The sequence below is a fragment of the Maricaulis sp. genome, assembly GCF_048268525.1.
GTDB lineage: Bacteria > Pseudomonadota > Alphaproteobacteria > Caulobacterales > Maricaulaceae > Maricaulis.
Genome location: NZ_JBLWVH010000023.1, coordinates 30,477 through 55,617, shown reverse-complemented (window position 1 = coordinate 55,617; position 25,141 = coordinate 30,477). Strand labels below are relative to the sequence as shown.

Annotated in this window: 25 protein-coding genes; 10 read left to right on the top strand and 15 right to left on the bottom strand. The window is 63.8% G+C overall.

The genetic code is table 11. The features are described from left to right. Positions 1 to 153: 153 nt before the first annotated feature. Complete coding sequence (locus ACN0X9_RS12130) at positions 154 to 522, bottom strand: VOC family protein (protein ID WP_417487841.1); 369 nt, start codon at positions 520 to 522, stop codon at positions 154 to 156. A 63-nt stretch (positions 523 to 585) separates the two neighbouring features. Between ACN0X9_RS12130 and ACN0X9_RS12125 the strand changes: the two genes are divergently transcribed. The 4 genes from ACN0X9_RS12125 to ACN0X9_RS12110 all read left to right on the top strand — a co-directional run bounded on the left by ACN0X9_RS12125 (position 586) and on the right by ACN0X9_RS12110 (position 4,072). Further along, the gene (locus ACN0X9_RS12125; protein ID WP_417487840.1) at positions 586 to 1,245 is read left to right on the top strand and encodes a class I SAM-dependent methyltransferase; all 660 of its coding nucleotides are present in this window, start codon (positions 586 to 588) and stop codon (positions 1,243 to 1,245) included. A 39-nt stretch (positions 1,246 to 1,284) separates the two neighbouring features. After that, entirely contained in the window at positions 1,285 to 1,716 is a 432-nt protein-coding gene (locus tag ACN0X9_RS12120) for a MarR family winged helix-turn-helix transcriptional regulator (RefSeq protein ID WP_417487839.1), read from the top strand. Between the two features lie 126 nt (positions 1,717 to 1,842). Further along, complete coding sequence (locus tag ACN0X9_RS12115; RefSeq protein WP_417487838.1) at positions 1,843 to 2,619, top strand: enoyl-CoA hydratase; 777 nt, start codon at positions 1,843 to 1,845, stop codon at positions 2,617 to 2,619. 31 nt (positions 2,620 to 2,650) lie between these two features. Next, positions 2,651 to 4,072 carry a serine hydrolase domain-containing protein gene (locus tag ACN0X9_RS12110; protein ID WP_417487837.1) on the top strand — a complete coding sequence of 474 codons (1,422 nt, stop codon included), beginning with the start codon at positions 2,651 to 2,653 and terminating at the stop codon, positions 4,070 to 4,072. Positions 4,073 to 4,078: 6 nt separating this feature from the next. Here ACN0X9_RS12110 and ACN0X9_RS12105 read toward each other — a convergent pair whose 3' ends face one another. Further along, positions 4,079 to 4,516 carry a BLUF domain-containing protein gene (locus ACN0X9_RS12105; RefSeq protein WP_417487836.1) on the bottom strand — a complete coding sequence of 146 codons (438 nt, stop codon included), beginning with the start codon at positions 4,514 to 4,516 and terminating at the stop codon, positions 4,079 to 4,081. 205 nt (positions 4,517 to 4,721) lie between these two features. On the opposite strand from ACN0X9_RS12105, the gene ACN0X9_RS12100 reads away from it, so the two are divergent. Beyond that, a complete protein-coding gene (locus tag ACN0X9_RS12100) occupies positions 4,722 to 6,242 on the top strand; it encodes a UbiD family decarboxylase (protein ID WP_417487835.1) in 1,521 nt (506 codons plus the stop codon). A gap of 33 nt (positions 6,243 to 6,275) precedes the next feature. Here ACN0X9_RS12100 and ACN0X9_RS12095 read toward each other — a convergent pair whose 3' ends face one another. Then, entirely contained in the window at positions 6,276 to 7,565 is a 1,290-nt protein-coding gene (locus tag ACN0X9_RS12095; RefSeq protein ID WP_417487834.1) for an adenylosuccinate synthase, read from the bottom strand. Between the two features lie 165 nt (positions 7,566 to 7,730). On the opposite strand from ACN0X9_RS12095, the gene ACN0X9_RS12090 reads away from it, so the two are divergent. Further along, complete coding sequence (locus tag ACN0X9_RS12090; protein WP_417487833.1) at positions 7,731 to 8,312, top strand: hypothetical protein; 582 nt, start codon at positions 7,731 to 7,733, stop codon at positions 8,310 to 8,312. 224 nt (positions 8,313 to 8,536) lie between these two features. Here ACN0X9_RS12090 and ACN0X9_RS12085 read toward each other — a convergent pair whose 3' ends face one another. After that, positions 8,537 to 9,106 carry an acyloxyacyl hydrolase gene (locus ACN0X9_RS12085; protein ID WP_417487832.1) on the bottom strand — a complete coding sequence of 190 codons (570 nt, stop codon included), beginning with the start codon at positions 9,104 to 9,106 and terminating at the stop codon, positions 8,537 to 8,539. 64 nt (positions 9,107 to 9,170) lie between these two features. After that, positions 9,171 to 10,403 carry a phosphoserine transaminase gene (locus ACN0X9_RS12080; RefSeq protein ID WP_417487831.1) on the bottom strand — a complete coding sequence of 411 codons (1,233 nt, stop codon included), beginning with the start codon at positions 10,401 to 10,403 and terminating at the stop codon, positions 9,171 to 9,173. Between the two features lie 50 nt (positions 10,404 to 10,453). Between ACN0X9_RS12080 and ACN0X9_RS12075 the strand changes: the two genes are divergently transcribed. From ACN0X9_RS12075 to ACN0X9_RS12065, 3 genes are all read left to right on the top strand, one after another. Next, positions 10,454 to 11,602: an aminotransferase class V-fold PLP-dependent enzyme gene (locus ACN0X9_RS12075; RefSeq protein WP_417487830.1), complete on the top strand. Its 1,149-nt coding sequence runs from the start codon at positions 10,454 to 10,456 to the stop codon at positions 11,600 to 11,602. Further along, the gene (locus ACN0X9_RS12070) at positions 11,599 to 12,513 is read left to right on the top strand and encodes a DMT family transporter (protein ID WP_417487829.1); all 915 of its coding nucleotides are present in this window, start codon (positions 11,599 to 11,601) and stop codon (positions 12,511 to 12,513) included. Before ACN0X9_RS12075 ends, ACN0X9_RS12070 begins: the two co-directional genes overlap by 4 nt. 80 nt (positions 12,514 to 12,593) lie before the next feature. Further along, complete coding sequence (locus tag ACN0X9_RS12065; RefSeq protein WP_417487828.1) at positions 12,594 to 14,087, top strand: hypothetical protein; 1,494 nt, start codon at positions 12,594 to 12,596, stop codon at positions 14,085 to 14,087. Here ACN0X9_RS12065 and thiD read toward each other — a convergent pair. The 7 genes from thiD to ACN0X9_RS12030 all read right to left on the bottom strand — a co-directional run bounded on the left by thiD (position 14,084) and on the right by ACN0X9_RS12030 (position 20,437). Next, positions 14,084 to 14,893, bottom strand: a complete 810-nt coding sequence (thiD, locus tag ACN0X9_RS12060; protein ID WP_417487827.1) for a bifunctional hydroxymethylpyrimidine kinase/phosphomethylpyrimidine kinase — start codon at positions 14,891 to 14,893, stop codon at positions 14,084 to 14,086. The genes ACN0X9_RS12065 and thiD overlap by 4 nt on opposite strands. 30 nt (positions 14,894 to 14,923) lie before the next feature. After that, a complete protein-coding gene (locus tag ACN0X9_RS12055) occupies positions 14,924 to 15,832 on the bottom strand; it encodes a tetratricopeptide repeat protein (RefSeq protein ID WP_417487826.1) in 909 nt (302 codons plus the stop codon). Between the two features lie 49 nt (positions 15,833 to 15,881). Further along, entirely contained in the window at positions 15,882 to 16,742 is an 861-nt protein-coding gene (locus ACN0X9_RS12050; protein ID WP_417487825.1) for a hypothetical protein, read from the bottom strand. Positions 16,743 to 16,886: 144 nt separating this feature from the next. Then, entirely contained in the window at positions 16,887 to 17,777 is an 891-nt protein-coding gene (locus ACN0X9_RS12045; protein WP_417487824.1) for a LysR family transcriptional regulator, read from the bottom strand. A gap of 93 nt (positions 17,778 to 17,870) precedes the next feature. Beyond that, positions 17,871 to 18,920, bottom strand: a complete 1,050-nt coding sequence (locus tag ACN0X9_RS12040) for an ankyrin repeat domain-containing protein (protein ID WP_417487823.1) — start codon at positions 18,918 to 18,920, stop codon at positions 17,871 to 17,873. A 69-nt stretch (positions 18,921 to 18,989) separates the two neighbouring features. Beyond that, entirely contained in the window at positions 18,990 to 20,105 is a 1,116-nt protein-coding gene (locus ACN0X9_RS12035; protein WP_417487822.1) for a glutathione S-transferase family protein, read from the bottom strand. A gap of 107 nt (positions 20,106 to 20,212) precedes the next feature. Next, a complete protein-coding gene (locus ACN0X9_RS12030) occupies positions 20,213 to 20,437 on the bottom strand; it encodes a hypothetical protein (protein WP_417487821.1) in 225 nt (74 codons plus the stop codon). A 770-nt stretch (positions 20,438 to 21,207) separates the two neighbouring features. Between ACN0X9_RS12030 and ACN0X9_RS12025 the strand changes: the two genes are divergently transcribed. Continuing rightward, complete coding sequence (locus tag ACN0X9_RS12025) at positions 21,208 to 21,357, top strand: hypothetical protein (protein ID WP_417487820.1); 150 nt, start codon at positions 21,208 to 21,210, stop codon at positions 21,355 to 21,357. A gap of 196 nt (positions 21,358 to 21,553) precedes the next feature. On the opposite strand, the gene ACN0X9_RS12020 is transcribed toward ACN0X9_RS12025, so the two are convergent. The 3 genes from ACN0X9_RS12020 to ACN0X9_RS12010 all read right to left on the bottom strand — a co-directional run bounded on the left by ACN0X9_RS12020 (position 21,554) and on the right by ACN0X9_RS12010 (position 25,133). Next, on the bottom strand, positions 21,554 to 21,853 hold the full coding sequence (locus ACN0X9_RS12020) for a HigA family addiction module antitoxin (protein WP_417487819.1): 300 nt from the start codon (positions 21,851 to 21,853) through the stop codon (positions 21,554 to 21,556). A 37-nt stretch (positions 21,854 to 21,890) separates the two neighbouring features. Further along, positions 21,891 to 22,172 (bottom strand): type II toxin-antitoxin system RelE/ParE family toxin, encoded by a 282-nt coding sequence (locus ACN0X9_RS12015; RefSeq protein ID WP_417487818.1) that lies wholly within the window; start codon positions 22,170 to 22,172, stop codon positions 21,891 to 21,893. Positions 22,173 to 22,922: 750 nt separating this feature from the next. Then, positions 22,923 to 25,133 (bottom strand): 3-hydroxyacyl-CoA dehydrogenase NAD-binding domain-containing protein, encoded by a 2,211-nt coding sequence (locus tag ACN0X9_RS12010; protein ID WP_417487817.1) that lies wholly within the window; start codon positions 25,131 to 25,133, stop codon positions 22,923 to 22,925. Between the last annotated feature and the right edge of the window lie 8 nt (positions 25,134 to 25,141).

The window sequence follows — 25,141 nt, the reverse complement described above, 5'->3', positions numbered from 1 at the left end:
CGCCCGGCGAAGGTCGGGCGAAAGTCAGGGAGCTAGCTGGTTGCGGGCGCATAGGTCCCTGTCCTGCGTCCGCGCAAGCGGGTGACAGGGATGACAAAAGCGAATTGCCCGAAGTACGAATTGTTCAAAGGGCGAGCCGCCGCGTTCCCCCAACTACTCGATATTCTGCGCAAACAGGATCCGGTGACCGTCCGGCGTTTGCACACCAAATTCGCGCATGCCCCAGGGCTGGTCCGTCAGGCGATGGATGATGTCGACGCCGGGGCCCTTGATCTCGTCGTGGAAGGCCTTGACGTCGTCGAACTCGACATAGGCGAAGAACTGGTGATCGCCGAGCTGGGCCGGCGGGATGGCATCGGCGCAATGGCCGATGCGCAGATAGCAATTATCGCGGCGCAGAAAGGCCCAGCCATCCGCCCGCAGCCAGTGCTCGAAACCCAGCTTTTCGACCCACCAGCGGGCGGTCGAGTCCAGATCATTGACGGCCAATACATAAGTGGATCGTGTCACGCGTGTGGTCATGATGGCTTGCTCCCTCGCGCCCGGACGAATAACCGGGGCACTCGCATAGTGACAGGAAGCGCCATGTCCGGCATCCCCCGGCTCGATGACCCCCACACCTTCATCCGTGCCCATACTGCGCTGATGGCGCCGCCACTGGTGCCCGAGGTCAAGCTGCACCTGGCGGTCGAGACAGTGTCAATCTGGGAGCAGACCGAGGAGGCGCTGGGCGAAATGGGGCTGCCGCCGCCATTCTGGGCCTTCGCCTGGGCAGGCGGACAAGCGCTGGCGCGCTATTGCCTCGACAATCCGGATATCGTGGCCAGCAAGCGCGTACTGGATTTTGCCGCCGGCGGGGCAGTGTCCGGCATTGCCGCAATGAAGGCCGGCGCCGCCTCGGTCGAGGCCTGCGAGCTGGACGCTTTCGCGATTGCCGCCATCGAGACCAATTCACAAGCCAATGAGGTCGCGCTGACAACACGGCTTGGCGATCTGGTCGGCACTGATGACGGGTGGGATGTGGTGCTGGCCGGAGATGTCTTCTACGAGGCCGAACCGGCGCGCCTGATTGGCGGCTGGCTGGAGACCCTCAATGCCCGTGGCGCGACGGTGCTGATCGGCGATCCGGGACGCTCTTTCCTGCCCCAGGACAGGCTGGAAAAGCTGGCTGAATACACCGTGCCCGTCACCCGCGACCTGGAAGACCGTGAGGTGCGACAGGCCAAGGTTTGGAAGTACCGCTGACGCTCCCCCCGCGGCAAGAATCAACCCAGTCTGTCCGCCATGGCCCGCGCTCGCGCCGTTGACCGGCGATTATTCCTGCTGCTCGAAATTGCTGCCCGCAAGCTCAACCGGGATGCCGACGCACGTCTGAAATCGGTGGCCGGCGTGACTTCGGCCCAGGCTGCCGTCCTGTTCCTGCTGGCCCGGCGCGGCGAGCGCCGGATGGGCGATATCGGCGAGATGCTCTCCCTGCACCCGCCGGCCGTGACCGGCCTGGTCAATCGCATGGAAGCGCTGGGCCTTGTCATCAAGGTGACCTCCCCCAGCGACAAGCGTTCGGCCATCGTCTCGCTGACCGAAAAAGGCCGGGCCCTGGGCGATACCGCCGATCACATCCTGCGCGACCTCAATACCGAGCTGGAGAACCGGCTGGGCGAAGAAGATGCCGACATGTTGCACCGCGTCCTGACCCGGATCGCGGTGGATTTCTGATGGCCGACCGCGTGGCCGGAGTGACGTTTACGTCAACTGATTAACGGTGTTCAAGCGCCTGCATTTTGCTCTAGGCTCCCGTCATATCCACAAGCCCGAATGGGCAAACCCATGAGGGAGGCTCGCATGAGCGAACAGGTTCTGGTCGAAACCGCGGACCGTATCCGCACGATACGCTTCAACCGTCCGGCGAAGAAAAACGCCCTCACCCAGGACATGTATGACGCCGCCGCCGAGGCGCTGGAAAGTGCCGACACTGATCCGTCAGTCCGGGTCAGCATCATCACCGGTACCGACGGCGTGTTCACCGCCGGCAATGACATTGTCGACTTCACCCAGCGCCCGCCAGACTTTTCCGAGCACGACATCCCGCCGGTGCGCCGCTTCATGCTGGCGCTGCTGAACGCACAAAAGCCGGTCGTCGCGGCGGTGGACGGCCTCGCCATCGGGATCGGCGTGACGATGCTGCTGCATTGCGACCTGGTCGTCGCCTCGGACCGAGCCGTGTTCAAGACGCCTTTCGTCGACCTGGCCCTGGCGCCGGAATTTGCCTCCTCGCAGCTCATGCCACGCATTTTCGGTCATGCCGTCGCCGCCGAGCTCCTGCTGCTGGGCGACACATGGGATGCGACGCGCGCCCGCGAGACCGGCCTGGTCAATCGCGTCACCGAGCCGGGCAAGCTGGACGAAACCGCCCGCTTCATCGCCGCCATCCTCGCGGCCAAGGCGCCGACATCGTTGAAAGCGTCCAAGGCCCTGATGCGCCAGCCGGTCGAAAGCATCGAGGACCGCATGGATCGCGAAAATGCGATCTTCGCCTCGCAACTGCAATCGCCGGAATTCGCCGAGGCCGCGGGGGCCTTTCTGGAACGCCGGGCACCGGATTTCGACAAGCTGGGCTAAGCCACAAAACAACGACATTCGGGGGACTGACATGAAAAAGCGCTATATCGCCGGGGCCACGCTGGCCGTCCTGCTGGCCGCCGGGATCACGGCACTCAACCTGTCGCCGATCGGTCGGGTCTACCTGCCATCGGGCACGGGTATCGTTGCCAAACAGATGTGCTCTCTGACCTGGGTATCCGGTCTCGACCCGGACCAGGCCTATGATTTCTATCTCAACCCCTTGCTGGGCGATGCGGCCAGCGTGATCGGCTATGAGATGGATGAAGAGAACCGCGAGGTCTCCTCATCCGTGCTTGGCCTGTTCTGGCAGCAGCGGGCAGTCTGGCGCGACGGGCTGGGCTGTACGCTGGTCCACGGCACCGGCGATTTCGATCCCGACCTGACCGTCCCGGTCGCGCGCGACTTCCAGCCGATGACGCTCGACACCGCCCACCGCGACGCCTGGTTCGACACCGCGGCCCTGGACGCCGCGGTGATGGATGCCTTTGATGACAGCGAGGCCGACAGCCGCCAGACCCTGGCTGTCGCGGTGCTGCACCAGGGCCGCCTGGTCGCCGAGCACTATGCACCCGGCGCCAGCCAGGAGACCCGCTTCCACGGCTGGTCCATGACCAAAAGCGCCATGACCACGCTGGCCGGAACCCTGACCCAGGAAGGCCGCCTGGACATCGAGGCCGAAGGCGCCGTTCCCGCCCTCGCCGAAATCGACGATATCCGTCTGTCGGAGATCACCGTCGAAAGCCTGCTACGCATGGCTGGCGGCCTCGCCATCGCCGAGACAAATACCGGCATGGATCCCAATTCGGAGATGCTGTTCACCCAGTCCGACATGCCGCGCTACGCCGCCACCCGTGAGCGCCTGCATGCGCCCGGCGAGCACTGGCAGTACATGAGCGGCAATACCATCCTGGCGACCGACACCATGCAACGCATGCTCGGAGACAGCCTGCCCGAACAGGTCGCCGGGCTGCGCGAGCGCATCTTCGAGCCGCTGGGCATCTACTCGGCGATCATGGAGCCGGGTGAGAACGGGGTCTTTCAGGGCTCGTCCTACATGTATGCGACCGCCCATGACTGGGCGCGGCTGAACCAGCTCTATCTCGACAATGGAGTCGTCGATGGCGAGCGCCTGCTGCCGGAAGACTGGTATTCAATCGTCGGCGAGCCGACACCGGGCTCCAATGGCGAATACGGGATGGGATTCTGGCTGCCCAATGAGCGCAGCACCCTGCCACCGGAGACCATCATGATGAGCGGTTTTCAGGGGCAATGGGGCTATGTCATGCCCGAGCAGGAGCTGGTCATCGTGCGCTTTGGCGCCACCACCGGCGTCAACTCACGAACCGGCGGGCTGGCCAATGCCGTTCGGGCCGCCTTGCAGCCGCCGGCCGCCCCGGAGACGCCGGAACCGTCCGATGCACCGGACGCTCCGTCAGGGCCCGACGAATAAGATCCGTCAGGCCGCCACGCAAAGCGGCGGGGTTTCGGCGAGGACACCGCTCTTCAACACCCGCCGCACATGCTGGCTGACAGCAAAGGGACCGGCGCGCTTTTCACTGACCGCGCCCATTAGGTCCGGCTGCGCCGTTGCGGCTTTGGAAGTGGCGATGGCCCAGGTCTCGTAATCGCGCCGCAGGACAGGCACGAATTCCAGCACCTGCAGGTCGTCCAGCCGGTCATCACTGGCCGCCTGGGTGTGATAGGCGCAAAGGGCTTCGCCATTGCCCTCCAGAACTTCCAGGAACAGGCCATCCTCGACCACCAGGCCACCAGTCAGTCCCTCGGCGACACTGGTCCGCATGCAACATGCCAGCACGGACCCGAAGGCACCATTGAGCGCACCGGGGCCGGTGTCGATATTCGAGCGGGCAGTGAGGACCATTCGGTGCAGCATGCGGTCATCCAGTTGGCGCGATCTCGTGACGCCCTCTAAGGGTCAGACCTGAAGCTTCATTCAATTGTTTGACCGACATTTTTCTCGAAATTGCATCAAACTTTCAGGATCGCCCGCCATCGCCTTGAGCCTGCGACGGAAAGCGGGCTGGACTTTCCCCGGCGAAATTGCAGTTTCAGATGCACAACAAAGCAGGACTGCGGCCATGGCCTACAAATCGCTCCGTGATTTCATCGACCAGCTGGAAGCCGAGGGCGATCTGGTACGGGTCACCACGCCGGTTTCGACCGAGCTGGAAATGACCGAGATCCACAAGCGCACCCTGCATGCGGGCGGGCCGGCGATCCTGTTCGAGAACGTCATCAATGAGCGCGGCGAAAAGAGCGAGATGCCGTGCCTCGTCAACCTGTTCGGCACGGTCAAACGCGTCGCCCAAGCGGTCACGCTAGGCGGTGAAGCGCGGACAACCGGCGAGGAACTGCGTGAAGTCGGCGAGCTTCTCGCCTTCCTGCGCCAGCCCGAACCGCCGCGCGACATGAAGGGCGCGCTCGACATGCTGCCACTGGCGAAGACCGTCATGTCGATGCGGCCAAAGACGGTGAAGAGAGCGCCCTGCCAGGACATCGTACTCACAGGCGAAGATATCGATCTCGATCGCCTGCCGATCCAGACCTGCTGGCCCGGCGAACCGGCGCCGTTGATCACCTGGCCGCTGGTCGTCACCAAGGGACCGTCCGACGACAAACAGGATGATTTCAATCTCGGCATTTACCGCATGCAGAAACTGGGCAAGGACCGCACCCTGATGCGCTGGCTCAAGCATCGCGGCGGCGCCCAGCATTATCAGCGCTGGAAGGACAAGAAGCCCGACCCGCTGCCCGCCGCCGTCGTGCTCGGCGCCGACCCGGGCACCATCCTGGCGGCCGTCACGCCCATCCCCGACACGCTGTCGGAATACCAGTTCGCGGGCATTCTGCGCGGTCAGAAGGCCGAGCTGGTCGATTGCAGGACCGTGCCGCTGAAAGTTCCCGCCGAAGCCGAGATCGTGCTGGAAGGCCATGTCCTGCTGGACGAGTACGGCCCGGAAGGCCCCTATGGCGACCACACCGGCTATTACAATTCCGTCGAGCATTTCCCGGTCTTCCAGATCAGCGCGATCACCATGCGCACCGACCCGATCTACCTGACCACCTATACCGGACGCCCCCCGGACGAGCCGGCCGTGCTGGGCGAGGCGCTCAACGAGGTCTTCATCCCGCTCTTGCAGCAGCAATTCCCGGAAATTCTCGACTTCTGGCTGCCGCCCGAGGGCTGCTCCTACCGCATCGCCGTGATCTCGATGAAGAAGGCCTATGCCGGCCACGCCAAGCGCGTGATGATGGGCGCCTGGTCCTTCCTCAGACAGTTCATGTACACCAAGTGGATCATCGTCGTGGATGACGATATCGACGCGCGCGACTGGAAAGACGTGATGTGGGCCGTCTCCACCCGCATGGACCCCGCCCGCGACATCGTCACGGTCGAGAATACGCCCATCGACTATCTCGACTTCGCGTCGCCGGTGTCCGGGCTTGGCTCGAAGATCGGACTCGATGCCACAAACAAGACCGGCCATGAGACCAATCGCGAATGGGGCGAAAAGCTCGACATGGATGACGCGACAAAAACCCGCGTGAACGAAATCTGGGACGATCTGGGGATCGACCTGGCAGGCAAGGCGGGCTGAGCGTCCGGCCCATGGTCCGGACGGAAGAGCCGGTCAGCTTCTGAACGGGTCCTGCATCAGGATCACGTCCTCACGCTCCGGTGAGGTCGAGACAAGCGCGATCGGGCATTCGATCAGCTCTTCGATGCGGCGCACATATTTGACCGCCTCGGCCGGCAGGTCGGCCCAGGAGCGGGCGCCGGCGGTTGAGCCTTCCCAGCCCTGCAACTCTTCATAGACCGGCGTGACCCTGGCCTGGGCTTCCTTGCCGGCGGGCAGATGGTCGAGCCGTTCGCCGTCCAGATCATAGGCGACACAGACCTTGATGGTCTTGAAGCCGTCCAGAACGTCCAGCTTGGTCAGGGCAACGCCGTGCACGCCGCCGACCTGCAGGGTCTGGCGGGTGATGACCGCATCGAACCAGCCGCAGCGCCGCTTGCGCCCGGTCACCACGCCGAATTCATGGCCGCGCTCGCCCAGCATCTGGCCGTCGGCATCATTGAGCTCGGTCGGGAACGGGCCTTCGCCGACGCGGGTCATATAGGCCTTGGCGATGCCCAGCACATAGCCGACATCGCGCGGCCCGACGCCGGTGCCGGCCGAGGCCTGGCCGGACACTGTGTTGGACGAGGTAACAAAGGGGTAGGTGCCGTGATCAACGTCCAGCAGCGCGCCCTGCGCCCCTTCGAACAGGACTTTCTGATCCGACTTGATGGCGTCTTTCAGCACACGCCAGACCGGCGCCGCATAGGGCAGGATTTTCGGGGCGATCTCGGTCAGCTCTGCGACCAGCTGGTCGGCACTGTATTCCTCGTGACCAAGGCCACGGCGCAGGGCGTTGTGGTGGTGCAGGATATCCTTGACCCGCGCCTTGAGCGCCGCCGGATCGGCCAGATCGATAACCCGGACGGCACGGCGGCCGACCTTGTCCTCATAGGCCGGACCGATGCCGCGGCGGGTGGTGCCGATCGGCTCGCCATCATCGCGGTTCTCGCGCAGGGCATCGAGTTCGCGGTGGATGGGCAGGATCAGGGTGGCGGTCTCGGAAATCTTGACCACGTCCGGGGTGATTTTCACGCCCTGCTGCGCAATGCGATCAACCTCGGCCACAAAGGCCCAGGGATCGACGACCACGCCATTGCCGATCACCGACAGCTTGCCGCGCACGACACCGGAGGGGAGCAAAGAAAGCTTGTAGACATTCTCGCCGACAACGAGGGTGTGGCCGGCATTGTGACCACCCTGGAAACGGGCCACCACATCGGCGCGGTGCGACAGCCAGTCGACCAGCTTGCCCTTGCCTTCATCGCCCCACTGGGCACCCACCACGGTTACATTGGCCATGAGAGCCTCCTCGCTAGCAGCCTCGCACGCGCGCGAGTCCTGTCCGCGGGCCGATTATTTGTCACGAAGCCGTTATTTGGACCAGACCCGTTTGCAGGAATGCGGTGGATTGGGTAGCCTCGTGCACTGTTCATCGCTGGGAAGCACGATAAAAGGGGGTATTCGATGATTTCCGCAAAAACCGTTCTCATCGCCGCCGGACTGAGCCTCGCCAGCGCCGGCACCGCCCTCTCCCAAACGCCCACCACGCCGCCCGACGCCTGCGTCGGCGCGCCTTGGGACGCGTTCGATTTCTGGGTCGGGGAATGGAATGTCTATGCCCCCGGCACCGAGGAAGCCACTGGCCCGTATCTCGGCCACAATAGAATCGAACGCATCAATGGCGGGTGCCTGGTCACCGAACACTGGGTCGGCGCCAGCGGCAATACCGGCGACAGTATCAATGTCCACGACCCGCTGATCGGCGCCTGGCGCCAGGTCTGGATGAGCAATGGCTGGTATATCGACTATACCGGCGGGCTCGACGAGGCCGGCGCCATGGTCCTGACCGGCGAGGCCTACACCGTCCAGACCGACACCCGCGCCCCGCTGCGCGGCACCTGGACCCCCAACGGGGACGGCACTGTCACCCAACAGTTTGACCAAGGCGATGCCGAAGGAAACTGGCAGACGGTGTTTGTCGGTATCTATGTCCCCAAGGCTGACGATCCTCGCGCGGGCGAGGCGGCAGCGGCGCGGGGCGAGTAAGCAGTGCCGCGCCCATCAAGGGCGAGGACTTGGTGAGCCACTTTTCTTCCCCATGAAATGGGGAAGTGGGCCCTGCGTAGTCTTGGAGTAGCAGGGGTCGATGGGGCCGAGCGCAGCGAGGGGAGTTCGCCGCCTGCGGCGGCCCCTCCGTCTCGCCGCTACGCGTCGAGACACCTCCCCATCAAGATGGGGAGGAAAAGTGTCGGAGCTAAAGCTCGCACCCTTTAATTCCCGAAGCGGTATCCGAAACGGATGCCGGCATTGTCGAGCGCCTGGTTGCGACCGGAGGCCAGGATCTGGCCGTGGGAGATGTGCTCGTAATAGGCGCCGACCGACCAGCGGTCATTGAGGTCGTAATCAAGACCGATGGCGTTGTGGAACAGAATCTCATTGCCCATCAGCGAGCGCGTGGTCGCCAGACGGATGCGGGTCGGATCGCCGGGCGGCGAGTTGGGGTCGATATCCTCGACGCCGTCATTATAGCTCAGGCCGGTGCGGAATTCGAAGTTCAGGTTGTCGGCGACCTCGAAGTCCCAGGCCAGGCCCGTACCGCCGAAATTGGTCAGGCCATTGGTGTTGAACGAGCCGTACAGATACGGGCGCGGCGACCAGATCACCTCGAGAAAGTCCGGCGAGCCGAACAGCAGGTCGAGCGTGACATTCGGGCCATCTTCCACGTGATCGGCGAGATCGTGCGCGGTCACGCCGAGGCGGAATTCCATACCGCGATCATCGGCGAGGCCGGTTCCGGTCAGCAGGGCGAAAGCGGCGGTCGTCGTCAGGATGGATTTCATGATGTCCCCTCGGGCCGCCGATGCGACCGGTCTGTTGGCTGGTGCAAACGGGATAAAGCGTGTCTCAGCCCGCGTCCAGCGCTTCGCGATATGCCCAGTCGAGCCACGGCCCCAGTGCGGCCAAATCGTCACGCTCGACGGTCGGCCCGCACCAGATACGAATCCCCGGCACAGAGGCCCGGTGCATGGTGATGTCGAGCGCCGCATTCTCGCGCTCCAGCAGCGAGGAAATGCGCTTGGTCAGGTCCCATTGCGCGTCCTCGCCCGACGCGATGACGTCCGGGTCGGTGTATTTCAGCGTCACCGAAACAGGCGAGCGATGGGCCGGATTTTCACACAGATACGCGACCCAGTCGGCCTGGCTGACCCACTCATCCAGCGCGGCAAAATTCTCCTCGCGGCGACGGATAAGCTCCGGCAGACCGCCAATGCGTGAGGCCCATTTCAGCGCCGCAAGATAGTCCTCGACGGCCATCAGGGACGGCGTGTTGAGGGTGGAGCCCTCATAGACCGCCATATTGGCCTTGCCCTTGGTGTGCAGCTGCAACAGGCCGGGAATCGGCCAGTCGGGGCGGTAGCTGTCGAGGCGTTCGATGGCGCGCGGGCTCATCACCAGCATGCCGTGCTGGGCCTCGCCGCCCATGCATTTCTGCCAGGAGAAGGTCAGCACATCGATCTTCGACCAGTCGATCTCGACCGCGAAGGCGGCGGAGGTGGCGTCGCACAAGGTCAGGCCTTCACGGTCCGCATCGATCCAGTCAAAATCCGGGATCCAGACGCCGGCGGCGGTGCCATTGAGCGTGAAAATCGCATCGCGCTTGGGGTCGTACTGGCTGATGTCGGGCAGTGTGCCGGCCGGCTCCTGGAAGACCCGCAAATCCTTCAGCTTCAACTCGTCCCGGGCGTCCAGCGTCCAGCGATTGCCAAACACGTCCCACGAGAAGACGTCGGCGCCGCGCTGGCCCAGCAGCGACCACATCGCCGCTTCCATGGCGCCGGTATCGGACCCGGGCAGCATGGCGACCTTGTAGCCCTCGGGCAGTTCGAGCAGGGCATGGGTGCGCTCGATGGCTTCCTTGATCCGCGCGACAGGGGCTCCGGCCCGATGGGTGCGCGACAGAGGCGCGTCGGCCAGCGCATCCCAGGACCAGCCGGGATATTTCTTCACCGGACCGCAGGAAAAGCGCGGATCGGCAGGGCGCAGGACCGGCTTGGGATTTTGCGGGCGGGTTTCGGCAGGCGTGCTGGTATCGGCCAATTCGGTCTCCGGAGAATCGCGGTGGGTCGGACGGTTCATGTTGCAGCGCACGTTGACGCCCTCCCCGGCGCGGGGCAAGAGCTTTCGCCATGATTTCAACGCCCCTGATTTCCCCGCAACGCGACCGTTTCGATCTGCCGCGCGATACCTGCTATCTTAACGCCGCCTATATGGGTCCGATGCCGAAGTCGGCCATCGCCGCCGGACAGGACAGCTATGCCCGCAAGGGTCAACCCTGGCGCTACCAGGTCCAGGCCGACTTCTTCGACGCTCCGGAGCAGCTGCGCGCGCAGGCCGCGCGCCTGTTCGGCGCCACGGCCGACGACATCGCGCTGGTCCCCGCCGCCTCCTATGGCCTCGCCACGGCCGCCCGCAATCTGGCGCCCGATGCCGGCAGCGAAATCCTGGTACTGGCCGAGCAATTCCCGTCAAACGTCTATGTCTGGCGCGACCTCGCGACCGAGCATGGTGCCCGCGTCCGCACCGTCTCCCGGTCGGACAATCAGAGCTGGACCGAGGCCATGCTGGCGGCGATTTCACCCGCCACATCCATCGTCGCCTGCCCGCAGGTCCACTGGGCCGATGGCGGCGCGCTCGACCTTGCCACGATCAGCGACGCGGCCCGGCGGCAAGGCGCGGCGCTGGTGCTGGACCTAACCCAGTCGCTGGGCGTGATGCCCTTCGACCTCGCCGCCATCCAACCCGATTTCGCCGTCGCCGCCAGCTATAAATGGCTGCTAGGCCCCTATGCGATGGGCTTCCTTTACGTCGCACCGCACCATCAATCCGGCGAACCGCTGGAGCAGAACTGGATCGTGCGCGACCGGGCCGAGGATTTCGCCCGCCTGGTCGACTATGCCGACGCCCATGCGCCCGGTGCCCGCCGTTTCGACATGGGCGAGCGCTCGAATTTCCAGCTGGTCCCCGCTGCTTCGGCCAGCCTGTCAGCCATGCTCGACTGGGGCAGCGAGGCACTGGCCGCTACGCTGGGTCAGGCCAATCGCCAGCTCGCCGACCGACTGGCGCCGCTGGGACTACGCGAAACCACGCCGGACCGTGCGCCGCATTATCTGAGCCTGTCCCTGCCGGACAACGCCCCGGCAGACCTGCTCGCCCAACTGGCCGCTCAAAAAATATTCGTCTCCCAGCGCGGAGACCGGATGCGCATCACACCCCATGTCTACAATGATGAGGCAGACTTCCAGCGGTTCGCATCGGTACTGGAAACCTTGCTTTGACATCCACTCCCACGCCTCACACGGTCGGCCCGCGCGACTGGGCTGCCCTGCTCCTGCTGACCGTGCTTTGGGGTTCCGCCTTCGCCTTCATCAAGCACAGCGTCGAAACCCTGCCGCCGGGCGCGCTGATCTTTGTCCGCCTCAGTCTCGCCGCTCTTGCCCTGACTGTCTGGGCCCACATGCGCGGGCGCCGTCTGCCGCCGCTGAACGACCGGCGCTGGCTGTGGATGGCCGGGCTGGGCCTGTTCGGCAATGCGCTGCCCTTCTTCCTGGTCAGCTGGGCGCAGCTTTACATCGACAGCGCGCTGGCCGGCATTCTGGTGGCGACCATGCCGCTCGTCACGGTCGGCCTTGCCCATGCCTTCGTGCCCGGTGAACGTATGACGCTGCGAGCCCTGCTCGGCCTGATTGTCGGCTTTGCCGGTGTCATCCTCCTGCTCGGCCCCTCGGCTCTGGCGGCTCTGGGCGGCGCCGACACGCTGGCGCAGCTGGCAGTGATTGGCGCAGCGACCTGTTACGCCATCAATGCCATCCAGGCCCGCCTGATGCCCGACACCTCTCCCTCGGTCGCTGGAGCCGGCATGTTGATCATGGCAACGATATTTACGTTGCCACTGGGCATATGGGACTTGGTACAGGTCGAGAATGTCGCCCCCAGCGCCTGGCTCGCGGCGGCCTGGCTGGCCCTGGGCCCGACAGCTTTTGCCTCGGTCATCCTGATGCATGTCGCGCGCACCGCGGGGCCAAACTTCCTCGCCGTCGCCAACTATCTCACCCCGATTGCCGCACTTCTGACCGGCCTTGTCATCGGCGAGCTGGTTGGCTGGACCGCGGCTCTGGCTCTGGTCGTTATCTTGACAGGGGTCTGGCTCGCCCGCGGCGGCAATCGGACACTGCGTAACCGGGTGTAAACCTGACCTTGCAGTCAGCCAGCATTGTCGCAAATATTGCAGCGGGTTGCTCTGTTGGCCGCCTGTGTGGGGGGAGTTTTATGAAAAGCATCTTGCGGGCCGTGGCGATCAGCCTTGCCCTGGCATTCGGTCCAGCGGCCCAAGCCGATGACGCGGTCAATCCGATGGATCTGGTGCGGGCCCTCGATGCAGCCTGGCTAGCCTCCGACTGGACCGAGGCCCAGAGCGCGGGCGAAACCCTTCTCGCCCATGATCGCGTGTCCTTCATGCCGGAAAGTTATCGCGCCGGCCTGCATTTCCAGGTCGGGATGGCCTATGCCGAAACCGGCGACCACGCGCAAAGCGAGGCACACTGGGCACAGGCCGAGGCCCTGGGAACGCCGCGCCACGAAATCCTGACGGAGGCCTTGCCGATCGCGATTCGCCGCGAGGATGGCGCCCGCGCCCTGGCCATCTATCGCGACCTGGACGCTGACTTCCCGGACGCCCGCAACGCCCTGTCATCGGGTCAGTTGCACGACATCATCGACACGCTGAACGGGGCGGGTGACCACGTCGCCGAAGGCGAGGCGCTCGAATTGATGATCGCGGGATATACCTCCGACAATCCGTTCGACCATGGCGGTTCCCTGCACTATCTGCGCATCCGCCACCTCACACAGACCGGCGAGGTCGACGCGGCGATGGCCTTGCTGGCGGAGATGACCAGTGCCAGCGGCGCCCGCCGTCTGCGGGTTCTCAACCAGTTCTCGCCCCTGTGGCAGCAACCGGGATTTTCTGCCCTCACCGATCCGCGCGCCGAGACACTCGACATGCTGGCCCGCAGCGTGGCCGACAGCGAAGCCCATCCGGACCATATCGAGCCGATCACCGACCAGATGAGCTATCTGGTCGATCTGGGCCGTCATGCCGCGGCCAGCGAGCTGGCCGCCGCGGCCTGGCGCCGCATGCAGTCGGGCGACACGTTCGAGGATGCCGACGACTACACCAACTGGCTGCTCGACCGTTGGGGCCATGCCGAGCTGACGCTCGGACACATCGCCTTCGGCCGCGCCACATTGGAGACCGCCAGCCGGCGCAATGAGGATGGCCGTCCCAATGTCAACCAGTTGATCAACCTGGCCTATGTCGATTTGGCAATCGGCGACGACCAGGCCGTTCTGGACCGCCTGTCATCGATGGAGCAGCGCGGCGCCTCGGAATATGGTTGGCTGCAGGTCCATCTGGCCCGTGCCTGCGCCGCACACCGCCTCGGTGAACCCGCCCAGATGGCCCCATCGCTGGCGTTTTCGGAAGAACATCGCGCGCTTGATCGGGACGGGTATTTCGACCTGCTGCTGTGTCAGGATCGCGACGAGGATGCCGCCGCATTCCTGTTGGAGCGACTTGGTGACCCGGCCCAGGCCGAGAATGTACTGATGCGTCTCCAGCCCTATGACACCCAGTATCCGGCCGAGCACTTCCCGGCGGATGCCGCCTTGCGCGAGGCCCGCGACCGGATTGTCGCCCGCCCGGATGTCCAGGCCGCGATCGCACCGATCGGTCGGCTCGAATACATCCAGATGCACGACTAGGGCCGCGTCACCCAGGCATGATTGACGGGACCATGACCGGCTCCGAAACCGGGCGCGCGGGCGATGGCCTCATGCAGATAGTCACCGGCCCGACGCACGGCATCATGCAGTGAGGCACCATCGGCCAGCAGTCCGGCAATTGCGGATGCCAGCGTGCAACCGGTGCCATGCGTATTTCGTCCGGGCAGGCGCGGACGGTCAAACAATTCCATGCCGCGGGTCGAGACCAGGACATCGGTGACCGCCGGTCCTTCCAGATGCCCGCCTTTGACCAGCGCCGCACGCGCGCCCATCTCTATCAGGCGGTTGGCGGCTTCCAGCTGGCCGGAAATGTCCTCGATCTCCAGGCCTGTCAGTTTTTCCGCTTCGGGGATGTTCGGCGTGACCAGCGTGGCCAACGGTAGCAGACGGTCACGGATCGCGGTCTGCGCGCCGTCATCCACCAGCATGTCGCCGGACGTCGCGACCATGACCGGGTCGAGCACCAGCGGGATCGGGACCTCCAAAGCGTTCAGGCAATCGGCGACCAGGGCGACGATCTCGCTTGTGCCGAGCATGCCGGTCTTGATCACATCGGCGCCGATATCCGACAGGACCGCCTCGATCTGACCCTTGATGATGTCCAACGGGACCGGGTGGATGGCGCTGACGCCCAGTGTGTTCTGGACGGTGATGGCGGTGATCGCGGTTGCCGCATAGCCGCCCATCGCGGTCACCGCCTTGATGTCGGCCTGGATGCCGGCACCGCCGCCACTGTCCGACCCGGCAATGATGAGCACCCGGCCCTTCGGTTCGCTGTCGTCCATATTGTTGAAATCCCGTGCGCGGGGTCGATCCTATTGCTCGCGCAGGGCTCTCAGGCGAGAGCGTGCGCGGGCGGCTTCAGCGTCGGATATGGCATGCGAGGCGGCCCGGTCATAGAGCTCGCGTGCGGAGGCGGTGTCGCCCTGTTCCACCCGGATTTCGGCCAGGGCGACCGTGGCCCGGAAACTCTCCGGCTCGAAAGCCAGCATCTGCTCGTAGATGGCAGCAGCGGGTTCCAGATGCCCGCCCGCACTGAGGCAGGCGGCCTGAGCGTGAAGAAGTTCATCATCCCACGGGCTCGCAGTCACGGCCCGGGCCTGTTCGACGCAGACGCCCGGCGGTGCCACGGAACCCCCGGACGCCGCGGCGTCCGGGGTCGCATTGCCGGCAAAGAGATTGGCCGGACCGGGCCGGGGCTGAGCCGCAGCAGCGTCGGAGGGCGTATGGTCAATGACCGGACGGGACGCCGGGTCACTGGCGTCCTGGACATCTGTTTCATTGTGCCGTGGGGCGGCGACGGTCGACGCCGGTCCGGCGTTACTGACCGCATAAACCGAGGCAGGAACATGGACCTCCGCAGCCGCGGTGACGGTCATGCTGACCAACACTCCACCTTGGCGCAATTCAGCCCGGGCACCCTGCCAGCCGCGACTGGCAAAAAGACGGACAATTCCGCCGCCATCGGTTGGCTCCACAGATACGCCTGCCACCAGGTCATCCGAGGCCGGACTGATCGAGCGGGGCCGCACGGTGACACCTTCAAGCGTCACAATCAGCCCGCTTTCGGTGGCCTCGCCGGTCACCCCGGCTGGCTGCTCATCAAAGGCAATCCATATCTGTCCGGCGTCCCCAACAAGGCGGGCCCGCAAGTCGGTGATCTCGGCTGCTGACGGGGCGGTCAGGACGAGGCTGCTCAGAAGGGTCAGGATAGTCGCGCGCATGGGCCAACCCATGATCTGCGTCGTGTAAAGACGCGGTTAAGCGGAGAGTTCAGCCGACATCCGGGTCCAGCGACGCGATGTCACCCGTGTCGCAGGCATCAAATCCGAACGCCCCTATCAGGGTCTGATCCTCCGCACGGACAGCTTCATACACATAACACCCCTCGCCGAAGGCGGGCATCGAGCCGCGAACGAAGATCGGATCGCCTTCGCCAAACATGGCATCGGCAGCGTCCAGGGGCCGGACCGAATTGATCGCCTCTCCACCTTCACGCGTCGCGCATTCCCAGGTACGGGAGTCCAGATCGACCAGGCGGACACCGGTTTCACCGCCGCTCATCGTATAGGCGTAGGAGACATGCTGCGCCTGGTCGCGAAATTCGCCCAGGCACATGTCGATCACCGGCAGATAGGTCATCAGATAGTTCGACCAGCGGTCCAGGGCGCCGCCAGCCTCGCGGCCGCAACCGCTTGCCGTCTGCCGCCCGGCAATCATCACATCGGCTGAATAGATCAGCGTGTCGCCACCCGGCTCGTGGCACGGCCCCGCCTGCAGCTCGACTTCAACGGCACGGCCATTGCTGTCGGTCCCGTGAAAGCGGCGCACACCGCCATCGAGATAGGGCATGGCGATATCCAGATCGACTTCGACCGCATCGCCGCCATCATAGGCCATGGTCAGGCGGGCGCGGGCATCGCCCTCGTCATCGACGTAGGCGAGACGACCGCTCCAACCGGCATCACCGATCAGATCATAGCCCGCACCAGTGACCGGCGCTCGGCTGGACGGGGCGTAGTTGAACGCAGCGCTTGCCATGCTGCCGCCATTGCGACTGTCGGAAACCGTGGTCGTGGCACAAGCCGCGAGGCTAGTGGCGACCATTGCCAGTAGAAGTGTGCGTAAAACCATTTGCCCCGAAGCCCCTCAATTCGCGAACCCGCATCTTGGCTGCTCTCCGCGCGAACAGCACTTGCCTTTGAATAGCCTAACACATGAACGGAAGCTGAGCGGGAGAAATTGACCCGGCCCGCCGCCCTGCACCCGCAGCGCCGCTCAGATCCGGTCGGGAAACTGATCGGCGACAAAGTCAACGAATAGCCGGACCCGGTGTGCGAGATAGCGATTGGACGGGAAGACAGCCCAAAGGTACCGCAACTCGCTATTCCAGTCAGTGAGAATTTCGACGACACGACCATCGGCCAGCGCCTGTTCCGCAGCCCAGCGGGGGCAGCAGGCGATACCGACGCCGGCCGACGCGGCCGTCACTGCCGCAACCGCACCATTCAGCGTCAGCCGCCCGTTCACCCGGACCTCGACCTCGTCGCCATCCCGGATGAATTTGAGCAGGTGCGGTGCCGGCTTGTTGCGGTCGATGACGATCTGGTGCTGGGCCAGTTCGGACGGATGCGTCGGCTGGCCGGCCCGGGCGAGATACTCCGGCGACGCGACAACCGACATACAGGCCGCAGCGAGGCGCTTGGCGATCAGCGCGCTGTCGGGGAGGTTGCCGATGCGAATTCCGACATCAAAACCTTCATTGACCAGATCGACCATGCGATCGGCCAAGGACAGCCGGACTTCGACGCCAGGCCAGTCATTCATGAACTGTGTGATGATCGGCATCAGACGGCGGGCGCCGAAATCCACCGGCGCAGCGACACGCAACACACCGGCCGGGGCCGACCGGGCATCGGCGACGCCCTGTTCCAGACCGTCATACTCGTCCAGCCAGGGGCGGACCCGGTCCAGCAGGGCCTCACCAGCGTCAGTCAGGCGCACAGATCGCGTCGTCCGCTCGAACAGTCGGGCCTGCAGGCGTTGCTCGAGCGCGGTGATCTGCTTGGACGCCGCACCTGGCGTCATGGCCTCGCGTTCGGCCGCCTTGGTGAAGCTTCCCAATTCGGCAACGGAACAGAAAAGCCGCAACGCATCGATCCGGTCCATTCATTCCTCACCAGCAAGTGAAACCCGTCCAGGCGCGTATTTATCCCATTTCGGCAGGAATTGACACGGCCAGATTTTACGCTGGGTGAACAATCAGTCCGCAGGTCGCTCCGCCAGGCGGGCCGCGACATCTGGCCAGTCCAGCATCTCGGCGATTGCGGCGAAGTCAGGTGTACCATCCGGTCGGATATCGGGGTCCGCGCCCGCATCAAGCAGGGCAAGAACCGCGTCTTGCTGACCCTCAAAGGCGGCCCAGTAGAGGGCGGTCGCACCCGTCACACCCTGTCGGTCCAGATTGGCACCGGCAGCAGCGATCCGACGGACGATCCCGGCGTCACCGCCGATAGCCGCGAGGTGGACTGCGGTCAGGGACATGCCATTCTCGAATGCCACATGATCGACATCCGCTCCCGCCTCAATCAACACATCGACCACCTCAGCCCGGCGATCACGGGCGGCTTCGAACAGGGCTGTGAATCCGATGGCATCGACGGCGTCGACATCCGCGCCCGCCGCGACCAGGGCCGCTGCGCTGTCGGCCCGGCCGGCGCGTGCCGCTGCGTGCAGGAGAGGTCGCCCTGCCCAATCGGTCGCCATCGACAGATCACGCAACTGGCCGATCTCAGCCATCATTGCGAGATCGCCGGTCATTGCGGCCGTCTCCAGCAGGATGGCCAAGCGGTCACGCGCGGGAAGCTGACCATCCGCCTCGAGCGCCAGCGCGATGGTCGCCTGATTGCCGCGACGGATCGCGATTTCCGACACACTGCCATGCCCGACCTGGCTGTGGCTGGCGCCCGCCTCGAGCAATTCCGCGACGACGGCCGAATGACCGTAATAGGCCGCCCAGTTGATCGCCGGATCACCCATCGTGTCCCGGATTTCGATATCGGCCCCCGCCGCGATCAGGACCCGGGTCAGACCCGGATCAGGATTGGAGGCGGCGAGCATCAAGGCGGTCGCCTGCAGCCCGGTCTCGACGCGGGCATCAGGATCGGCTCCAGCCTCCAGGGCCTCGGTCAAGGCCTGGACATCGCCGTCGGAGAGAGCGGTGCTGACGGATGATGGAATCTGTGCGGCGGTCGGCGCTGTCGCGACAATCGGGGCAAGCCCGGCAACCAGGCAGATGATTATTGAGCGCATGATGTCCTCCCTGTCCTCGAGCAACAGGTTAGATCGGCCTACTCCCGGTCGCGCTCAACAATTTCGTGATCAGTCCGCGAGCGCGATCTTGAAATTGCGCCGCTGCAGTCGGCGGGGCGGGACAAAATCGACCAGTTTTGCTGCACCGGTATTGCGCAGCATTTCGTCGACCGATGCACGATCAGCCGCGTTCAGACTGTCGCGGAATTCGGTCACCCGTTGCAGCATCCACAAGGGATAGGGAATGACCGCACGATCGGTTTCGACCTTCTTGGCGCCATGTCCGAGAATCGCCTTGTGGAAGCCAAGTATACGAGGCACCTCACTGCCCGGATCCTGGCCGTCCGCCCACGCATCCAACGCCTCCGTGGTATCGAGCAGAACCGGCAATTGCTGCGCAGCAAATCTCTGCAGCAATTGACTGACGCCGGCTGGAATTTCATCGTCCGGCAGAAAGTCACCGGTCAGGCAATGCTGCGGCGCATGGCACTGCTCTGCCCAGCGGGCGACACGGGGCGCCAGCCGCCGCATCAATTCGCCAGACTTCGGATCGCGCAGCAAATGCGCGTAAAGTGGCCCCAGCAGGCCGTAGTCCGCGATTGATGGTCGTGACCCGAACAGATGATCATGCTCTCCCAGATGGGCATCGAACACCGAAAGAAAGTCCTCGTGGGCAGCCTCGATGGCGGCAACACTGGCCGGATTCACCCCGAGACCACCGACCGAGCCCGAGAAAAATCCCACCGCTTTTTCTGCGGCCGCGAACTGTTCAGACGGTGTCAGGTGCGGATGGCTGGTGGCGCCAAACTCCTGCTGAGCGAATTCCCGGTTGTAAGCCCATCGATAGTGCATTGCCGGGATGACCAGCCATTCGTCGCCGAACAGCTCCAGGATCAGGGCCGCCATGCGCTGGCGCGGTGTGTCCGGATAGACTGACGGGCCGGGTGCGTTGGCCTCGACATGATCGATGATCTCGGTCGTATCCTGCAGCGTCGTTCCGTGCTCGGACCCGTCATCATGAATGACCACAGGAATGACCGGCCACCCGACACGGGGCAGAATATCCGCCTTGTAGACTTCGCGCGTCGACAGGCGCTCGACGAAGGGGACATTCTTCCAGCGCAGGTAACCGCGCACCTTGCCTGTGTACAGGGATACAGGGGCACCGATCAGTGTGTAGGTCATGGACGCTCCGCAGATAGTGTCCGGCGGAGCCTAGCCTGCTTCGGCAGGTCAGCCAGCCCGCTCACGGGCATGTCGAGCCTTCAGGTCATGTACAGGAAGTCTGGTGCCTAGCGGCGAGCGATGAAAAGGTCGCGACCTTTTGAGACAATACCGGCTTCGTGTCGCGCGACGACGCGATCAACGCCGTTTGATGCCGTATCGACTGCCCGCCAGGCAGACCAGCCCATGACGCCGGTCATGATGACTGCGACAGTCCAGCACACCAGCGCCAGCGACCGGGCATGGCCCGACCAGGCACTCAGGGTCCAGCGAAGAGGAATTCGCGAAAACATCGCCTACCTGTCTCGTCTGCCGGGCTTGATTGCCCGTCGAGGGGCATTGTCGCCAACGAATGGGTTAACGCATCTCATATTTGATTAACATCTTGTTCAATTTTTGCGCCAGACGTGTTTCGGTGCCGATTTCAACACCTTGCAAGTCCGGTTGTGTCAACGAACGAATACAATATTCGCCTGTGAGGGGAAAACAGCGAAGAGAGGCCACCACAACCCGGGCGGATCGGCCCCGGCATGCGGGCTTCGCGTCGCCAGACGGTCTGGGGATGAGCAAGGCCTGGGAATGGGCGAGGTCTGGCGATGGGCGAGGTCTGGGGATGGGTGAGGTCTGGCGGCGATGCACAACTCGGCACGCATCGATCCGGTTGCCATCGGGACGCCATGACAGCAGCGCCCAAACGCACCAACCGCCCGCCCCTGTCCCGGCAAGGGGGCAGGAGGCGGGCGGCCGTGTTGCGTCCGGTGAGGTTTTGACACCTTTCCCTTCGGCTTCCCCTTTCTTGCGTCCGGGGCAGCACCACGGTGAGGCAGCGCTGGATCTTGGCGCCCTGGTCGCCGTCCTCGCGGACGGTTCAGTCTCTCCGGGTCGGTGAGCCCTTCAGCGCCGGTCCTTGCGGACCCTTGCCTCGAAACCTGACCTGAATTCCGGGCCCTTGCGGGCCTGTCTTTCCTGCCTGCCCGTTAAAAACCGGCTCTTGCGAACCTGCCTTCCCGGGCCATCCTCTCCGGCGATCCCCGGTCCTTTCGAACCGCTTCGGTCGCTGTCGATGACCAAAGTAAAACAGGCCGGACCCGGCGCCGCAACGCATGGAAAGTGCGATTTCGTGGACAAGTTTTCGGGTTTGGTGGAAAACATTCCGAAATTTGTGGAAAAGCTGGTGAAAACTTTCAACAGCCTGTTTTCACGCCCTGATTAGCCCAGGCGCGACCAGAAAAACACCGGCGCTGACAGTGCCGCGCCGGTTTCTTGCAGTTTCTGGACTGGGGACCGGCCCGCCACGTGGGCCCGGGCGCCGAACGCACACCTGGCCATAGATAACTTGTCAGCCAGCAGGCCGTATACGCTTTTTCTAGGGAACTAATTGCGTCTGGCCGGCTATTCCAGAGCTGAATCTAAGCCGCTTCAAGCGGCGTAATGCTGGCTTCGATTTCCGCGCCGGCCAATGCTTGGGCAGTAGACAGATCGTGCAGCGCTTGCAGATTTAGCCAGGACTGTGGCGACGTGCCGAACAGGCGGCCCAGCCTGAGCGCCATATCACCATCGCAGCGTGCGCCGTCCAGCAAGCGGACAACGCGAGACCGGGGAACGCCCAGCGCCTTGGCCAGGGTGGGGGCTTTTATGCCGTAGTCGGGAAGGAAGTCTTCCCGCAGATGCTCTCCAACCGTAGCGGTCGGAATGAGATGTTGCTTCATGACGCGGCCCTCCTTGGCACGCCGGGACAGGCCCGGCTTAGTGGTAATCCTCGAACTTCACCTCAAAGGCATCATTGCCCTTGAATTTGAACGTGATCCGAAACTGATCATTGACACGCACTGACCAGAAGCCCTTGCGGTCGCCGGTCAGCTTTTCGAGACGCATTGACGGCGGGACGCGAAGATCGGTGACGTCATGTGCGGCCTCTATGCGGTTCAGTATCCGACGCGCCCGGCCAAACAGCTCGCTTTGAAAGCCCTTCGGCATCTCGCCATAAAAAACCTTCTCGGTGTTCTTGTCGGCAAAGCTGCGGATCATCGGCTCGTCCACTTCGATGACTTTTTGTACCGATAGCCGGTACGCATGTCAACCAAAATGTACCGCCAACCGATACGTTCTCGCCGCTCCTCGCAGGGCGGCTTGTTCATGCCCGCAGGGTCGCCAATGGATATCGCAGAACCCGGCCATTGTTTCGAACGAACAGGGCCACACATCTGTTTGCAAGCTCTTTCGGCTTGATTTTATAAGGCATTCGTCAGGTTGCTTGGTGTGCACCCCTATTTGTACGGACAGTCTCGAAGCGCCTACCTTGCCTCTGTGATCCAGGCGCCGCGCGCGGAGCGATCCATAAATCGCTTGTAAGCCAGCAGGCCGTATCCGCTTCTTCAGCTCAAGGGTGAAACCGCGAAGCGGCCGCGATGCGGCCCTTGACCTGAAGAAGCGGATACGGCGGACTCTCGGCAAGCGGTTTAGGGTGGGGTTTGCGCCGGAGGCGCCGGGAGCGAGGGGCGCTCATTGAGTCCGCTCGGCCTCTGCAGCGCGCAAGAATGACGTGCGTCCTCATCCATTCCTGGACTTAAATACCGTCATCCCGGCGAACGCCGGGACCCAGATTGCGACTCTGGTTGTTGGCAAGTCTGGTGAAACCGCGCCTGCGAGACTGGGTCCTGACTTTCGTCAGGATGACGCAAAGGACAGGCACACACCATTTACTCCATGCCCCAAGAAAAAACCGGCGCGAACAATACCGCGCCGGTTTCTTGCAGTCGCCGTGAGGCTTAGCCCGGATTACTCCGCCGCCACCGCCGCCGGAGCGCCGAAGCGTCCGTAGAAGGTTTCGCCCTTCTCGGCCATTTCGATGAGGAGGTCCGGCACCGCGAACTGGTCGCCATAGGCGGCTTCCAATTCCTTGGCGCGGGCCACGAAGGCCTTGGCGCCGATGGTGTCGATGAAGGACAGCGTGCCGCCGGTATAGGGCGCGAAACCCCAACCGAGGATCGAGCCGACATCGGCCTCGCGCGGATCCTGGACGATGTCCTCACCCATGCAACGCGCCGCTTCCAGCGCCTGGGCGTAGAGGATGCGGTCCTTGATCTCGTCCGCTGTCGGCTGCTCGTCGGCGTACTTGCCGCCCGGAGCAAACTGCTCCAGCTCCGGCCAGAGACGCTTGGGCTGACCCTTCTCGGCCGGATAGTCGTAGAAGCCCTTGGCGTTCTTGCGACCGAAGCGCTCATACTCCTCGACCATCTTGAACAGGATTGGCTCGGTCTTGGACGGCTTGTGCGCGTCACCCAGATCAGCCTTGGTCTGCTTGATCAGCTTCACGCCGAGATCCAGCGCCACTTCGTCCTGCAGGGAGAGCGGGCCGACCGGCATGCCGGCCATCTTGGCGGCATTCTCGATCAGGGCCGGCTTCACGCCTTCGGCCAGGAGGTTCATGCCCTCGCCGATATAACGCATGACGCAACGGTTGGCGTAGAAGCCCCGCGTGTCGGAGACGACGATCGGCGTCTTCTTGATCCGGGTGACAAAATCGATCGTGCGCGAGAGGGCATAATCGCCCGTCTTCTCACCCATGATGATCTCGACCAGGTTCATCTTCTCGACCGGCGAGAAGAAGTGGATGCCGATGAAGTTGTCCGGACGATCCGACGCCTTGGCGAGGTCAGTGATCGGGATGGAAGAGGTGTTGGAGCCGAACACCGCCGTGGTGCCGATCTGCTCTTCCGCCATCTTGGTGATCTTGGCTTTCAGTTCGGAATTCTCGAACACGGCCTCGACGACCAGATCGACATCCTTGATCAGGGTGTAATCCGTGGTCGGCGTGATCAGACCGCCCAGCTTGGCCGCCTTCTCTTCGCTCAGCTTGCCGCGGGCAACACCCTTGGCGAAATGGTCGGTGCAATGCTTCTTGCCCTTGTCGGCGCCCTCTTGCGTGGCGTCTATGAGGACAATCTCGATCCCGGCCTGGGCCGAAACCGTGGCAATGCCCGCACCCATGAAACCGGCACCGATGATGGCGATCTTGTTGATCTCGCCCTTGTCCTGACCGGCCGGACGACGTCCGCCCTTGTCCAGGTCCTGCTTGGACAGGAAGATCGAGCGGATCATGTTGCGGCTTTCCGGGCGCAGCAAAAGCTTGGTGAAATACCGGCTCTCGATGCGGATCGCGGCGTCCATCGAGACCTGCGAGCCTTCATAGACGCAGGACAGGATGTAGCGCTGGGCCGGGTAATTGCCATAACTGGTCTTGCGCAGCATCGGCGAAGCGGCACCGAACATCTGGGCACCGGCGGGGTGGTAGGGACCACCGCCCGGGAAGCGGAACTTGTCGCCATCCCAGGGCTGTTTGGCACCCTTGGGGTCTTCCTTGACCAGGCCCTTGGCCTTGGCGACCAGCTCGTCGAGCGGGGCCAGGGCGTCAACAATGCCTTGAGCCTGCGCAGCAGCGGCATCGAGCTGCTTGCCCTGCAGCAGGATCGGCGCGGCATTCATCAGGCCGACCAGACGCGGCAGGCGCTGGGTGCCGCCACCGCCCGGCAGCACGCCGACCATGGCTTCCGGCAGGCCGAGCTTGGCCTTGGGATTGTCCGACGGCATGACCCGGTAGTGACAGGCCAGGGCAATCTCGAAGCCGCCGCCGAGGGCGAGGCCGTTGATCGCCGCGGCGATCGGCTTGCCACAGGTTTCCATCGCACGGAAAGTCTTGTTGAGACGGAAGCATTGCTCGAACAGCTTCGTCTTCATTTCCTCTTCCGGCAGCTTGGCCAGCTCGGAGGAGGAGCTGCCCAGTTCCGACAGATCGGCCCCGGCACAAAACGCCGCCTTGCCCGAGGTGATGACCACGCCCTTGATGGCGTCGTCTGAGATGATTTTGTCGGTCAGCGCGTCGAAGTCATCCATGACATCGGCCGAGATGACGTTCATCGACTTGCCCGGGCTGTCAAAGGTGACCAGGGCAATGCCGTCTTGATCGATTTCGAGTGTGAAGTTTTTCATCGTCTGTA

Excerpts from the sequence above, each read along its gene's own strand:
- ACN0X9_RS12010 (WP_417487817.1), bottom strand. The coding sequence starts at position 25,133 with ATGAAAAACTTCACACTCGAAATCGATCAAGACGGCATTGCCCTGGTC.
- ACN0X9_RS12085 (WP_417487832.1), bottom strand. The coding sequence starts at position 9,106 with ATGAAATCCATCCTGACGACGACCGCCGCTTTCGCCCTGCTGACCGGA.
- ACN0X9_RS12025 (WP_417487820.1), top strand. The coding sequence starts at position 21,208 with ATGACCAAAGTAAAACAGGCCGGACCCGGCGCCGCAACGCATGGAAAG.
- ACN0X9_RS12090 (WP_417487833.1), top strand. The coding sequence starts at position 7,731 with ATGATTTCCGCAAAAACCGTTCTCATCGCCGCCGGACTGAGCCTCGCC.
- ACN0X9_RS12130 (WP_417487841.1), bottom strand. The coding sequence starts at position 522 with ATGACCACACGCGTGACACGATCCACTTATGTATTGGCCGTCAATGAT.
- ACN0X9_RS12015 (WP_417487818.1), bottom strand. The coding sequence starts at position 22,172 with ATGATCCGCAGCTTTGCCGACAAGAACACCGAGAAGGTTTTTTATGGC.
- ACN0X9_RS12065 (WP_417487828.1), top strand. The coding sequence starts at position 12,594 with ATGAAAAGCATCTTGCGGGCCGTGGCGATCAGCCTTGCCCTGGCATTC.
- ACN0X9_RS12120 (WP_417487839.1), top strand. The coding sequence starts at position 1,285 with ATGGCCCGCGCTCGCGCCGTTGACCGGCGATTATTCCTGCTGCTCGAA.
- ACN0X9_RS12100 (WP_417487835.1), top strand. The coding sequence starts at position 4,722 with ATGGCCTACAAATCGCTCCGTGATTTCATCGACCAGCTGGAAGCCGAG.
- ACN0X9_RS12040 (WP_417487823.1), bottom strand. The coding sequence starts at position 18,920 with ATGCGCTCAATAATCATCTGCCTGGTTGCCGGGCTTGCCCCGATTGTC.
- ACN0X9_RS12030 (WP_417487821.1), bottom strand. The coding sequence starts at position 20,437 with ATGTTTTCGCGAATTCCTCTTCGCTGGACCCTGAGTGCCTGGTCGGGC.
- ACN0X9_RS12095 (WP_417487834.1), bottom strand. The coding sequence starts at position 7,565 with ATGGCCAATGTAACCGTGGTGGGTGCCCAGTGGGGCGATGAAGGCAAG.
- ACN0X9_RS12080 (WP_417487831.1), bottom strand. The coding sequence starts at position 10,403 with ATGAACCGTCCGACCCACCGCGATTCTCCGGAGACCGAATTGGCCGAT.
- ACN0X9_RS12035 (WP_417487822.1), bottom strand. The coding sequence starts at position 20,105 with ATGACCTACACACTGATCGGTGCCCCTGTATCCCTGTACACAGGCAAG.
- thiD (WP_417487827.1), bottom strand. The coding sequence starts at position 14,893 with ATGGACGACAGCGAACCGAAGGGCCGGGTGCTCATCATTGCCGGGTCG.
- ACN0X9_RS12075 (WP_417487830.1), top strand. The coding sequence starts at position 10,454 with ATGATTTCAACGCCCCTGATTTCCCCGCAACGCGACCGTTTCGATCTG.
- ACN0X9_RS12045 (WP_417487824.1), bottom strand. The coding sequence starts at position 17,777 with ATGGACCGGATCGATGCGTTGCGGCTTTTCTGTTCCGTTGCCGAATTG.
- ACN0X9_RS12115 (WP_417487838.1), top strand. The coding sequence starts at position 1,843 with ATGAGCGAACAGGTTCTGGTCGAAACCGCGGACCGTATCCGCACGATA.
- ACN0X9_RS12105 (WP_417487836.1), bottom strand. The coding sequence starts at position 4,516 with ATGCTGCACCGAATGGTCCTCACTGCCCGCTCGAATATCGACACCGGC.
- ACN0X9_RS12050 (WP_417487825.1), bottom strand. The coding sequence starts at position 16,742 with ATGGTTTTACGCACACTTCTACTGGCAATGGTCGCCACTAGCCTCGCG.
- ACN0X9_RS12125 (WP_417487840.1), top strand. The coding sequence starts at position 586 with ATGTCCGGCATCCCCCGGCTCGATGACCCCCACACCTTCATCCGTGCC.
- ACN0X9_RS12020 (WP_417487819.1), bottom strand. The coding sequence starts at position 21,853 with ATGAAGCAACATCTCATTCCGACCGCTACGGTTGGAGAGCATCTGCGG.
- ACN0X9_RS12055 (WP_417487826.1), bottom strand. The coding sequence starts at position 15,832 with ATGCGCGCGACTATCCTGACCCTTCTGAGCAGCCTCGTCCTGACCGCC.
- ACN0X9_RS12110 (WP_417487837.1), top strand. The coding sequence starts at position 2,651 with ATGAAAAAGCGCTATATCGCCGGGGCCACGCTGGCCGTCCTGCTGGCC.